The 12,471-nt window shown below is 71.4% G+C and carries 12 protein-coding genes; 1 reads left to right on the top strand and 11 read right to left on the bottom strand.

Translation table 11 applies throughout. The features are described 5' to 3' along the window. Nucleotides 1-518 precede the first annotated feature (518 nt). Nucleotides 519-3,044, bottom strand: coding sequence for an ATP-dependent Clp protease ATP-binding subunit (locus OG488_RS16840; protein WP_329230130.1), 2,526 nt, complete (start codon nucleotides 3,042-3,044; stop codon nucleotides 519-521). Between the two features lie 440 nt (nucleotides 3,045-3,484). Here OG488_RS16840 and OG488_RS16845 point away from each other — a divergent pair, with 440 nt between their 5' ends. Then, entirely contained in the window at nucleotides 3,485-4,069 is a 585-nt protein-coding gene (locus OG488_RS16845) for an SCO3374 family protein (RefSeq protein ID WP_329230132.1), read from the top strand. Here OG488_RS16845 and OG488_RS16850 read toward each other — a convergent pair. From OG488_RS16850 to OG488_RS16895, 10 genes are all read right to left on the bottom strand, one after another. Continuing rightward, nucleotides 4,048-4,383 carry a histone-like nucleoid-structuring protein Lsr2 gene (locus tag OG488_RS16850; protein WP_073750230.1) on the bottom strand — a complete coding sequence of 112 codons (336 nt, stop codon included), beginning with the start codon at nucleotides 4,381-4,383 and terminating at the stop codon, nucleotides 4,048-4,050. The genes OG488_RS16845 and OG488_RS16850 overlap by 22 nt on opposite strands. Before the next feature lie 145 nt (nucleotides 4,384-4,528). Continuing rightward, a complete protein-coding gene (locus tag OG488_RS16855) occupies nucleotides 4,529-5,146 on the bottom strand; it encodes an amino-acid N-acetyltransferase (protein ID WP_329230134.1) in 618 nt (205 codons plus the stop codon). 9 nt (nucleotides 5,147-5,155) lie between these two features. Continuing rightward, the gene (locus tag OG488_RS16860) at nucleotides 5,156-5,590 is read right to left on the bottom strand and encodes a BlaI/MecI/CopY family transcriptional regulator (RefSeq protein ID WP_329230136.1); all 435 of its coding nucleotides are present in this window, start codon (nucleotides 5,588-5,590) and stop codon (nucleotides 5,156-5,158) included. A 100-nt stretch (nucleotides 5,591-5,690) separates the two neighbouring features. Continuing rightward, nucleotides 5,691-5,870: a hypothetical protein gene (locus tag OG488_RS16865; RefSeq protein WP_329230137.1), complete on the bottom strand. Its 180-nt coding sequence runs from the start codon at nucleotides 5,868-5,870 to the stop codon at nucleotides 5,691-5,693. A gap of 66 nt (nucleotides 5,871-5,936) precedes the next feature. After that, entirely contained in the window at nucleotides 5,937-6,533 is a 597-nt protein-coding gene (locus tag OG488_RS16870) for a hypothetical protein (protein WP_329238735.1), read from the bottom strand. Between the two features lie 140 nt (nucleotides 6,534-6,673). Next, a complete protein-coding gene (locus OG488_RS16875; RefSeq protein WP_329230139.1) occupies nucleotides 6,674-7,471 on the bottom strand; it encodes a type III pantothenate kinase in 798 nt (265 codons plus the stop codon). Further along, entirely contained in the window at nucleotides 7,471-8,517 is a 1,047-nt protein-coding gene (nadC, locus tag OG488_RS16880) for a carboxylating nicotinate-nucleotide diphosphorylase (protein WP_329230140.1), read from the bottom strand. Before nadC ends, OG488_RS16875 begins: the two co-directional genes overlap by 1 nt. A gap of 2 nt (nucleotides 8,518-8,519) precedes the next feature. After that, the gene (locus OG488_RS16885) at nucleotides 8,520-10,337 is read right to left on the bottom strand and encodes an L-aspartate oxidase (RefSeq protein WP_329230141.1); all 1,818 of its coding nucleotides are present in this window, start codon (nucleotides 10,335-10,337) and stop codon (nucleotides 8,520-8,522) included. Continuing rightward, the gene (gene panC, locus OG488_RS16890) at nucleotides 10,334-11,347 is read right to left on the bottom strand and encodes a pantoate--beta-alanine ligase (RefSeq protein WP_329230143.1); all 1,014 of its coding nucleotides are present in this window, start codon (nucleotides 11,345-11,347) and stop codon (nucleotides 10,334-10,336) included. Before panC ends, OG488_RS16885 begins: the two co-directional genes overlap by 4 nt. After that, nucleotides 11,344-12,318 carry a Rossmann-like and DUF2520 domain-containing protein gene (locus tag OG488_RS16895; RefSeq protein WP_329230144.1) on the bottom strand — a complete coding sequence of 325 codons (975 nt, stop codon included), beginning with the start codon at nucleotides 12,316-12,318 and terminating at the stop codon, nucleotides 11,344-11,346. Before OG488_RS16895 ends, panC begins: the two co-directional genes overlap by 4 nt. Between the last annotated feature and the right edge of the window lie 153 nt (nucleotides 12,319-12,471).

A 12,471-nucleotide genomic window follows, 5' to 3' on the forward strand; every position in this document is an offset into this window, starting at 1 on the left:
CGGCAGGATGCGGAGTGACGTCTGGGCACGGCCTGTCCGGACCTGGGGGCACAGTCCCAGCCCCGTCACGCCCCCCGTCACGCCCCCCGTCACGCCCCTCGTCGGTCCCCGGCGCGTCGACGTGCCGCCCGGACACGCGCTGTGTCGCCACGGTCCGCCCGTCGGCCGTCGCCCCCGGACCGGCTCCGGTCCGGGGGATGCGAAGAACTACGGCTTCCGCCGATGCGGAACAAGGACGTCCAGTCCTTTGTGGCGTCCCGGCCCCGGCGGCACGGACGGCCGAGGAGGAAGAGGACCGCGAGAGGACCACCTCGCTCGCTGTGGCGTGCGGAAGTCCCTCGCCGGCCTGGGCCACGCGGACCTCCCCGCGCAGGCTGTGCCCCTCGCTCACCCACCTCCCGCCGATACCTCCCCCCGGGCGACGGCCGTGCCGCACCGGGCCCGCGGACGAGAGAAGGGGCTGCCCCGGACCGTTAGCGGTCCGGGGCAGCCCCTTCGATGCTCAGGCGCTATGCGCCCTACGCGTCCTTCGTCAGGTTCGGGCCGCCGCCCGCTGCCTGCTCGATCGGCGGGACGTCGGGCAGGGCCGACTTCTCCTCGCCACGGAACGAGAACTTCTTCTCGTCCCCTTCGCCCTCGGTGCCCACGACCACGATGTGACCGGGACGCAGCTCACCGAAGAGGATCTTCTCCGAGAGGATGTCCTCGATCTCGCGCTGGATCGTCCGGCGCAGCGGCCGGGCGCCCATCACGGGGTCGTAGCCCTTCTTCGCCAGGAGCGACTTGGCCTCGGCACTGAGCTCGATGCCCATGTCGCGGTCCTTGAGGCGCTCGTCCACCTTGGCGACCATGAGGTCGACGATCTGGATGATGTCTTCCTCGGTCAGCTGGTGGAAGACGACCGTGTCGTCGACACGGTTGAGGAACTCGGGCCGGAAGTGCTGCTTGAGCTCTTCGTTGACCTTGACCTTCATCCGCTCGTAGTTCGTCTTGACGTCGCCCTGGGCGGCGAAGCCCAGGTTGAAGCCCTTCGAGATGTCCCGGGTCCCGAGGTTGGTCGTCATGATGATGACCGTGTTCTTGAAGTCCACGACCCGGCCCTGGGAGTCGGTCAGACGACCGTCTTCCAGAATCTGGAGCAGGGAATTGAAGATATCGGGGTGGGCCTTCTCGACCTCGTCGAAGAGGACGACGGAGAACGGCTTGCGGCGCACCTTCTCGGTGAGCTGGCCGCCCTCTTCGTAGCCCACGTAGCCGGGGGGCGAACCGAAGAGGCGGGAAACCGTGTGCTTCTCGCTGAACTCCGACATGTCGAGGGAGATCAGCGCGTCCTCGTCGCCGAAGAGGAATTCGGCGAGCGTCTTGGAGAGCTCCGTCTTACCGACACCGGACGGGCCGGCGAAGATGAACGAGCCACCGGGGCGCTTCGGGTCCTTCAGACCGGCTCGCGTACGGCGGATCGCCTGCGAGAGGGCCTTGATGGCGTCCTTCTGGCCGATGACGCGCTTGTGGAGCTCGTCCTCCATGCGCAGCAGACGCGAGGACTCCTCCTCGGTCAGCTTGAAGACCGGGATACCGGTGGCGGTGGCCAGGACCTCGGCGATGAGCTCGCCGTCGACCTCGGCGACGACGTCCATGTCGCCGGCCTTCCACTCCTTCTCCCGCTTGGCCTTCGCCGCCAGCAGCTGCTTCTCCTTGTCGCGGAGCGAAGCTGCCTTCTCGAAGTCCTGGGAGTCGATGGCCGACTCCTTGTCGCGGCGGACACCGGCGATCTTCTCGTCGAACTCGCGGAGGTCCGGCGGCGCGGTCATCCGGCGGATGCGCATCCGGGAACCGGCCTCGTCGATCAGGTCGATCGCCTTGTCCGGCAGGAAGCGGTCCGAGATGTACCGGTCGGCCAGGGTCGCGGCCTGGACCAGCGCCTCGTCCGTGATGGAGACCCTGTGGTGGGCCTCGTAACGGTCGCGCAGACCCTTGAGGATCTCGATGGTGTGCGGCAGCGACGGCTCCGCGACCTGGATGGGCTGGAAGCGGCGCTCGAGCGCGGCGTCCTTCTCCAGGTGCTTGCGGTACTCGTCGAGCGTCGTGGCACCGATGGTCTGGAGCTCGCCCCGCGCCAGCATGGGCTTGAGGATGCTGGCCGCGTCGATCGCGCCCTCGGCGGCGCCCGCACCCACCAGGGTGTGGAGCTCGTCGATGAACAGGATGATGTCGCCGCGGGTGCGGATCTCCTTGAGGACCTTCTTCAGGCGCTCCTCGAAGTCACCTCGGTAGCGGGAGCCCGCCACCAGGGCGCCGAGGTCCAGGGTGTAGAGGTGCTTGTCCTTGAGGGTCTCGGGCACCTCGCCCTTGACGATGGCCTGCGCCAGGCCCTCGACGACCGCCGTCTTGCCGACGCCGGGCTCGCCGATGAGGACCGGGTTGTTCTTGGTCCGGCGGGACAGCACCTGCATGACCCGCTCGATCTCCTTCTCGCGCCCGATGACCGGGTCGAGCTTGGACTCACGAGCGGCCTGAGTGAGATTCCGGCCGAACTGGTCGAGCACCAGGGACGTGGAGGGCGTGCCCTCCGCGGGGCCGCCCGCAGTGGCCGACTCCTTGCCTCCCGAGTACCCGGAGAGCAGCTGGATGACCTGCTGCCGCACCCGGTTCAGGTCGGCGCCCAGCTTCACGAGGACCTGGGCTGCGACGCCCTCGCCCTCGCGGATCAGGCCGAGCAGGATGTGCTCGGTGCCGATGTAGTTGTGGCCGAGCTGAAGGGCCTCCCGGAGCGACAGCTCCAGGACCTTCTTGGCCCGGGGAGTGAAGGGGATGTGCCCGGACGGGGCCTGCTGGCCCTGACCGATGATCTCCTCCACCTGCTGGCGGACCGCCTCGAGCGAAATCCCGAGGCTCTCCAGGGCCTTAGCGGCGACACCCTCACCCTCGTGGATCAGGCCCAGGAGGATGTGCTCGGTGCCGATGTAGTTGTGGTTGAGCATCCGGGCTTCTTCCTGAGCCAGGACGACAACCCGCCGCGCGCGGTCGGTGAACCTCTCGAACATCGTTAATCGCTCCTCAGAGCGGTCAGGCAGTAAGGGGTCGGTCCCCTCCCTGTCCTTCCGCAGCTTAGTCCCGCAAGCGGGGACCGCTCATTTCAACTGCCGACACCCGGCCCTGCTGCCTGGCGGATCCCCCGCCCCGAACGCCGACAACTGCTCCAACCCGATGGTGCGAGACGATGTTCCCGCAGGCCAGGCAGATAGCCCTTTCGCCAGTACGCCGATGGCGAACGTGAGACGCTTTTGCCCGCGTGTCGCCCCTTCCCACTAGGGATGTCTTACCCGCACTCACTGACAGTCCATGCGGCGCACCCCCGTTTCCTCCGCTACGGGCGAACAACTTCGTGCCGTCGAGTGCTCCCGCACGCCCCCAGCGCGGACACACTGGGCGATCGATCATGAACGGGGCGTAACTCCGGGACGCGTCCGGGGGTTCATCGGACATGGCAATCCTCGTCCCGCCTCCCCGCTCGTCGCCGGGAACCGACGCATGGGCACGGTGGTACACCCGCGAACTGGGGTGGGCCACGACGGGCACCTCGCCGGTGCGGCTGCTGACGGGGCCGCGCTTCGACGTCCTGGAGCTGCCGGCGGCGGCAGGTCACGCGGCACTGCGCAGGGTCGGGCGCACCGGCCCCGTGGTGGTGGCGGCGGAGCGCATGTGGCTGCTGGTGGCCGCGGGCACCGCGGACGAGCTGCCCGGACTGCTCGACTGGCTGGAGTGGGGCGGGATCGCTCTCGACCTGTCCGCCGTCGGCGTCGGCGGGCACATCCCGGCCCCCGCGCCGCCGGGCGGGGCGACGGGCTCGCCGGGGGCCGCCTGCTGGCTGCGGCCCCCCGGATCGCGCCAGGAGGTGGAACTCTCGCTCCCTGCCCTCGGCGGCCTCGGGAGCAGGGGTGGGGATACTCCCGATCTCGTACGACTCGTGGACGCGGCGGCGACGGAATGCCACCGGGCCAGGCTCGTGCGTGCCCGGAAAAACCTGTGGGCCCATCGGCCGACAGGTCAGCCGTTGGCCTTCTCGTAAGCCTCACGGATCTCGGCGGGAACGCGGCCGCGGTCATTCACGTTGTGGCCGTTCTCGCGCGCCCACCGACGGATCTCGGCCGTGTCCTTGTTGCCACCGGTAACGGCACGGCCCTTGCCGCGGCCGGTCGCGGCGCGGCCACCGGTGCGACGTCCGCTCTTGGTGTACGGCTCGAGAAGACCACGAAGCTTGTCCGCGTTGGTCGTCGTGAGGTCGATCTCGTACGTCTTGCCATCCAGAGCGAACGTGACGGTCTCGTCCGCCTCGCCACCGTCGAGGTCATCAACAAGAAGGACCTGAACCTTCTGTGCCACCGGATTTCCTTTCATCGAAAAATGGAGTACGCGGAAAGGAAACCGCTTTTCCCCGGAAAACACAAACCCCCGGGAGAGGTTCAGGAGCGCAAGAACACGGGAAACATGCGCGATTCGGACATAGGGTTCCGGCGCGTTCCGCCGTTCACAGGTGCAGAAGCATCCGGCTGTTGCCCAAGGTGTTCGGCTTCACTCGTTCGAGACCCAGGAACTCAGCCACGCCCTCGTCATAGGAACGGAGCAGCTCGCTGTACACATCTCCGTCGACCGGCGTCTCTCCGATCTCGGTGAAGCCGTGCGCCGCGAAGAAGTCCACTTCGAAGGTGAGGCAGAAAACGCGGCGTACGCCCAGCCAGCGCGCCGTCTGCAAGAGCTTGTCCAGGACCTGGTGCCCGACTCCCGCTCCCTTGATGGCGAGGTCGACGGCGAGAGTACGGACTTCGGCGAGGTCCTCCCACATCACGTGGAGCGCTCCGCAGCCGATGACACGGCCGTCCTCGTCGCGTTCGGCGACCCAGAACTCCTGGATGTCCTCGTAAAGCGTCACCGTCGCTTTGTCGAGCAGGATGCCTTGGGAGACGTAGCCGTCAAGGAGTCCGCGGACGGACGCCACATCACTGGTCCTGGCACGACGGACGGTGATGGCCGGCTTATTTACCGACGGGCCGGTATGAAGATCTGCGCGAGATCCGGTTTCCGGCCCGGTATGGGCCCGGGTTTGCGACGCGGTGCCGTGCTCGGCTTTCGACTGCTCTGAGGACATCCCCCGACGCTATCGCCCGCTCTCCGGCGACGCTTCATCGGCCGCCGCCCCGTCATCGGGCCGGCTCTCGGACGGTTCGGGGAAGGTGGGTGCCACGACACGGATCGCATCCCTGAGAGCTTCGCGTTGCTCCACGGACATCATGCCGAAGAAGGCGACCAGCGCGGCCGCCGGGTTGTCGCTCTGCGACCAGGCTTCGTTCATCAGTGCGGCCGCGTATGCGGCGCGGGTGGAGACCGCCGTATAGCGATATGCCCGGCCGTCCACTTCCCGGCGGACCCAGCCCTTCTGATGGAGATTGTCCATTACCGTCATGACGGTCGTGTACGCGATGGACCGTTCCTGTTGAAGGTCCTCGAGAACTTCCCGCACGGTGACCGGGCGGTTCCATTGCCAGACCCGCGTCATCACGGTGTCTTCCAGCTCTCCCAATTGGCGAGGCACAGCATCACCTTAGTGCTAGATGTCTGGAATGGGATAATTCCGGAACGGCAAAAGGGCGCACGGCTCGTCGAGCCGTGCGCCCTTCGTCCTGAGGTGCGGGTCAGGCGCTCCCGGGCCTCGGAGCCTGCTTGGCCGCCTCGGCCCGGGCGAGCGCCGCGTCCACGGCGGCGTCCTCCTTGGCCTTGTTCGGGCCACCCTGGCTCTTGATGATCGTCCTGACGAGGCCGATGAAGAAGACGGCCATCACCACGGGGGGAACGAGCGCGGATACGTAGTCCATGCCGTCCAGGGTAGCGAGCCCGGCATTCCGCCCACTCCCGGGCACCCCGCAGGCGCGTCGGCCCCCTCAGGACACGGCCCGCTCCTCCTGCGGGGGCGTCGGCGCGGGACGCCGGCGCGGAGGGAAGACCTCGGACGGTTTGGGCATCGGGCGCTCGCCGGGGGCGGCCGGACGGGCCGGCACGGCAGGCTTCGACGGGGTCCGGGGCCGCTCCGGCTCCTTGGCCGCCGCGAGGCCGCCGGGCAGGGCCAGCAGCCGGCTGCGCGGCGCGGGCGCCACGGCGGGCACCGCGCGGCCGGCGAGGCGTGCCCGCACCGAGCGCTCGGCGACCACCTGGCAGCGCTCCAGGAGGGCCGCCGCGACCGGCCCGCCCCGGAGGGCGCGCAGGGCGGCGAGGTCGTCGGGCCGGGGGTCGTACCCGGCCGCGAGGGCGTCCTGGAGGAGTTCCAGATAGCCGCTGAGCGAGCCGGGGAGGGCATCGCGGTAGCGGGCGAGGTCGGCGAGGAGGAAGGCGCGCAGCCGGCCCGCCTCGCTCACCACCTCGTCCACCGCGCCCGCGAGCCGCAGGCAGTCCTGGACATCCTCTTCCGGCAGGGGCGTGGGGTGGAGGGCGTTGGCGAGAGCGCGTCGGAGCACCCGGAGCTCGTCCGCGCTGAACGCCATGCCGCCGCGTGATCCGTAGGGCGTGGGCATGGTGTGACATTACGTGCTAAAGGGACAAAATCCTCTTAACTAACCGCTCGGCGGCGCGGCGTCCCACGCCGCGCCGCCGGGCCGTTCCCGCAGGTGGTCGCGGGGGCGTCCTACATCCGCGCGATGTTGCGCTCGTAGACGAGGCGCAGTCCGATGAGCGTCAGCCAGGGCTCGTGCTCATCGATGACGGAGGAGTCCTTCAACACCATCGGAGCAAGGCCGCCGGTCGCGATGACGGTCACCTCGTCGGGGTCGGCCGCCAGTTCCTTCTTCATGCGCTCGACCACGCCGTCGATCTGGCCCGCGAAGCCGTACACGATGCCGGACTGCATGGCCTCGACGGTGTTCTTGCCGATCACGCTCCGGGGCCTCGCGAGCTCGATCTTGCGGAGCTGGGCCCCCTTCGCGCCGAGGGCCTCCACCGAGATCTCGATACCGGGCGCGATCACGCCGCCCGCGTACTCGCCGCGCGCCGACACCGCGTCGAACGTGGTGGCCGTGCCCAGGTCGACGACGATCGCCGGACCGCCGTAGAGCTCGACGGCGGCGACCGCGTTGACGATGCGGTCCGCGCCGACCTCCTTCGGGTTGTCCATCAGGACCGGCACACCCGTCTTGACGCCCGGCTCCACCAGGACCGCGGGCACGTCGCCGTAGTAGCGGCGGGTCACCTCGCGGAGCTCGTGCAGGACGGCCGGGACGGTCGAGCAGATCGCGATGCCCTCGATGCCGTCGCCGAGCTCGACGCCGAGCAGCGGGTGCATGCCCATCAGGCCCTGGAGCAGCACGGCGAGCTCGTCGGCGGTGCGGCGGGAGTCGGTGGAGATCCGCCAGTGCTCGACGATCTCCTCACCGTCGAAGAGACCGAGGACGGTGTGCGAGTTGCCGACGTCGATGGTGAGCAGCATCAGGCGCCGGCCCCGTCGGCCGGCGCCGCCGCTTCGCGGAAGTCCAGGCCGATGTCGAGGATCGGCGAGGAGTGCGTGAGCGCGCCGACGGCCAGGTAGTCGACGCCGGCCTCGGCGTAGGCGCGGGCGGAGTCGAGGGTGAGACGGCCCGAGGACTCCAGCACCGCGCGACCGCCGACGAGGGCGACCGCCTCGGCGGTCGCCGCCGGGGTGAAGTTGTCCAGGAGGATGAGGTCGGCGCCGGCGTCGAGCACCTCGCGGACCTGCTCCAGGGTGTCGACCTCGACCTCGATCGCGAGCTCCGGGAAGGCCTTCCTGACCCGCTGGAACGCCTCGGCCACGCCACCTGCCGCGATCACGTGGTTGTCCTTGACGAGCGCCGCGTCCACGAGCGACATCCGGTGGTTGACCCCGCCGCCGCAGCGCACCGCGTACTTCTCCAGTGCGCGCAGCCCCGGAGTGGTCTTGCGGGTGTCGCGGACCGACGCCTTCGTGCCTTCCAGCACATCGGCCCAGGCACGGGTCGCGGTCGCGATCCCGGAGAGCCTGCAGAGCAGGTTGAGCGCGCTGCGCTCGCCGGTGAGCAGGTCGCGCGTGCGGGTGGTGACGGTGAGGAGCTTCTGGCCGGCGGCGACACGGTCGCCGTCCTCGACGTGGCGCTCGACCTCGAACTCGTCGGTGCAGACGATGGAGAGGACCGCCTCCGCGACCCGCAGACCGGCGACGACGCCCGCCTCGCGCGCGGTGAAGTCGCCGGTGGCGACGGAGTCCTCCGGGACGGTCGCCACGGTGGTGACGTCCTCGCCCCCGTCGAGGTCCTCCTCGATCGCGACGTGGGCGATGTCCTCGACCTGGACCGGGTCCAGTCCGGCCTCGGCCAGGAGCTGGGCCAGCGCGGGGTCGAGGCCGCACTCCAGGCCGTCGGGGTCGTAGCCGTCACCGCAGCCGCAGCCGTCGCCGCAGCCCCCGGACTCGGCGGGTGCGCCGATGTGGATCAGCGGTACGTCCACGGGTGTGGGGCGCGGATTCTCTTCGGGCGTGCTCACGGTTACGGCTCCTCGGGGGCGTCGGCGGGGTCGGTGCGAAGGCTGGTGTGCGGTGCTGTGCCGGTGGGGTCCTCGGTGTCCCCCGGGCATACGGGCGGGAAGGCGGCACCGTCCGTCGCGCGGACCACGGGCTGCCCGTCCGCGGTGACGCGTACGACGAGGTGGCGGCGCCAGGCGGTGTCGTCGCGGTCGGGCCGGTCCTCGCGCCAGTGGCAGCCCCGGGTCTCCTCCCGCTCCCGGGCGGCGGCGACCAGGACCCTCGAGACGAGGAGGAGGTTCGTGGCCTCCCATGCCTCGACCCCGGGTACGGCGTCCTTGGGACCGCCCTCCTCCGTGGCGGCCGCGTCCCGCCGGAGCGCGTCCAGCGCGTCGGCCGCCGTGGCGAGGCTGCCGGCGGAGCGGATGACTCCGGCGCCCCTGGTCATGATCCGCTGGATCGGGGTCCGGGACTCCGCGGTGAGCAGCGGGACGGTGCGGGCTCCGGCGGGGGCCGCCACCGGGGTACGGCGGGGGGCGGCCCCCGAACCGGCCCCGGATCCGGCCCCTGAACCGCTCCGGGGACCGTCCGTGAGGTCGGCCGCGCCGGTGATGTCGGCCGCGATGCGCTCGGCGAAGACCAGGCCCTCCAGGAGGGAGTTCGACGCCAGGCGGTTCGCGCCGTGGACCCCCGTGCAGGCGACCTCTCCGCAGGCGTACAGGCCGGGCACCGTGGTACGGCCCCGGAGGTCCGTACGCACGCCGCCGGAGGCGTAGTGCGCGGCGGGGGCCACCGGGATCGGCTGCGTGACGGGGTCGATGCCGTGGGTCCGGCAGGCCGCGAGGATCGTCGGGAAGCGCTGCTCCCACATCGTGGCGCCGAAGTGCCGGGCGTCGAGATACATGTGCTCGGTGCCCTGGAGCTGCATCTGGCGCGTGATGGCCTTGGCGACGATGTCCCGGGGCGCCAGCTCGGCCAGTTCGTGCTGCCCCAGCATGAAGCGGGTGCCGGACGCGTCGACGAGGTGCGCGCCCTCACCCCGGACCGCTTCGGAGACCAGCGGCTGCTGTCCCTCGGAGTCGGCCCCGAGGAACAGGACGGTCGGGTGGAACTGGACGAACTCGAGGTCGGACACCTCCGCGCCCGCCCGCAGCGCGAGAGCGACTCCGTCGCCCGTGGAGACCGGCGGGTTGGTGGTGGCGGAGAAGACCTGGCCCATGCCGCCGGTGGCGAGCACCACCGCGGGGGCGTGGACGGCGCCGACGCCGTCGTGCTGGCCCTCGCCCATGACGTGCAGGGTGACGCCCTCGGTACGGCCCTCGGCGTCGGTGAGCAGGTCAAGGACCAGGGCGTTCTCGATGGTGTGCAGGGCTGCCGAGCGGACCGCGTCGACCAGGGCGCGGGAGATCTCGGCGCCCGTCGCATCGCCCCCGGCGTGCGCGATGCGGCGGCGGTGGTGGCCGCCCTCACGGGTCAGGGCGATGGCGCCTGTCTCGGTGGTGTCGAAGTGGGCGCCGGTGTCGATCAGACGGCGTACGGCGTCGGGCCCCTCGGTGACCAGGGCGCGCACCGCTGTCTCGTCGCACAGCCCGGCCCCGGCGACCAGGGTGTCGTCGAGGTGCTGTTCGGGGGTGTCGCCCTCGCCGAGCGCGGCGGCGATGCCGCCCTGCGCCCAGCGGGTGGAGCCGTCGTCGAGGCGGGCCTTCGTCACGACCACGGTCGCGAGGCCGGCCGCGGCGCAGCGCAGCGCGGTGGTGAGACCGGCCACGCCCGAGCCGACCACGACGACGTCGGCGTCGATGGCCCAGCCGGGGGCGGGGGCGGTCAGCCGTATTCCGGTCACGTGGTGGCTCCGAGGGTCAGCGGGATGTTGTCGATCAGGCGGGTGGCCCCCACCCGCGCCGCGACGGCGAGGACCGCCTCGCCGCTGACGCGGTCGTCGGGGACCGCGGTGAAGTCCGCCGGGTCCACGAGCGCCACGTAGTCCAGGGTGAGCGGCACCTCTTCCCCGGCCGCCTCGTCCAGGACGGCCCGGGCGGCGGCCAGCACCGCGGAGGGCGCGACGGTCGGCCGGGCCAGCGCGACGGCTTCGGTGTCGGCGGCCGCGCGGGCCTCTCCGAGCCGGGTGAGCCCGGCGGCCCGGCCCTCGCGCTCCGGGACCGTCCGGGCGCGGGCGTGGAGCGTCTGCTGGGCGACCAGCCGGTCGCGGGCGGCGAACAGGGCCCTGGGCAGGGCCAGCGCGGTGCGGCGCTCCTCGGCGGAGAGGAAGCGGTTGCGGCTGGAGAGCGCGAGCCCGTCCGGGTCGCGGACGGTCGGCACCGCGACGATGTCGATGCCGAAGTTGAGGTCGCGCACCATGCGGCGGACCAGGGCCAGCTGCTGGGCGTCCTTCTGCCCGAAGAACGCGGCGTCCGGCCGGGTGAGGTGGAGGAGCTTGGCGACGACGGTGAGCATGCCGTCGAAGTGTCCGGGGCGGGAGGAGCCCTCCAGCCGCTCGCCCATGGGGCCCGCGGTGATCCTGACCTGGGGCTCGCCGCCGGGGTAGACCTCCTCGACCGGCGGGGCGAAGACCGCGTCCGCACCGGCCTCGGAGGCGACCGCCAGGTCGGCCTCCAGGGTGCGGGGGTAGCGGTCGAGGTCGGCGGCCTCGCCGAACTGGAGCGGGTTGACGAAGACGGTGACCACGACCTGGCCCCCGGGCCCCGCGGCGGCCCGCGCCGCGCGGATCAGGGTGGCGTGGCCGTCGTGGAGGGCGCCCATCGTCATCACGACGGCGCGGCGTGCCCCGGCCGCCCGGCCGAGGGCGTCCAGCTCCGCGGCGGAGCGCAGCAGGGTGGCGGGTGCGGTGGTCATCGCTTCTCCCCCGGTCCGGACTCGCCCGGACCGTGTGTTCCGTTGGTGCCGTTCACGGCGTCGGTGCCCGACAGGACGCCGAGGAGGGCCTCCGCCGACTCCGGCTTGAGCAGGCCGTGGTCCAGCGCCCGGTCGGCCGTGGCGCGGGCCATGGCGAGGTATCCGGCCACCGTCTGCGGAGCGTGCGCGCGCAGCTCCCGGATGTGCGCGGACACCGTACCCGCGTCGCCCCGGGCGACGGGGCCGGTCAGGGCCGCGTCACCGGAGCGCAGGGCGTTGTCGAGCGCGGCCCCGAGCAGGGGCCCGAGCATCCGGTCGGGGGCGCCGACACCCGCCGTGCGGAGCAGCTCCATGGACTGGGCGACCAGCGTGACCAGGTGGTTCGCGCCGAGGGCGAGAGCCGCGTGGTAGAGCGGGCGGGACTCCTCGGCGATCCACTCGGGCTCGCCGCCCATCTCGATGACGAGCGCCTCCGCCGCGAGTCTCAGCTCCTCGGGGGCGGTGACCCCGAAGGAACAGCCCGCCAGCCTCTGGACGTCGACCGAGCTGCCGGTGAAGGTCATCGCCGGGTGCAGGGCGAGCGGGAGGGCGCCGGCCCGCAGCGCGGGATCGAGCACCTTCGTCCCGTAACGGCCGGAGGTGTGGACGAGGAGCTGGCCCGGTCGCACGGCGCGGGTCTCGGCGAGGCCCTCGACCAGACCGGGCAGCGCGTCGTCGGGGACGGTCAGCAGCACGAGCTCGGCGCGTGCGAGGACCTCGGCGGGGGTGACCAGGGGGACGTCGGGGAGCAGTGCGGCGGCCCGGCGCACGGATGCGTCGGAGACGCCCGACACCGCGACCGGGCGGTGCCCGGCGAGCTGCAGCGAGGCGGCGAGGGCGGGGCCGACCCGTCCCGCCCCGACGACGCCGACGGTGAGGCGGGCGGGGCGGTCCCTCGCGTCGAGGGTTTCCTTCGAAACTGATGCGTTCACGCGGCGATGGCCTTCCGTTCCAGTCCGCGGGGGGTACCGGACGATTTCTCTGCATGCTACGCCAGCGTTTCGCCCCACCCCCCAACTGTCCACAGCCTGTGGATAACTTCCGGCGACAGGGGGAACCCCGGGTGGGTGGTGTCAGCGGTCCGG

The organism is Streptomyces sp. NBC_01460, from assembly GCF_036227405.1.
GTDB lineage: Bacteria > Actinomycetota > Actinomycetes > Streptomycetales > Streptomycetaceae > Streptomyces.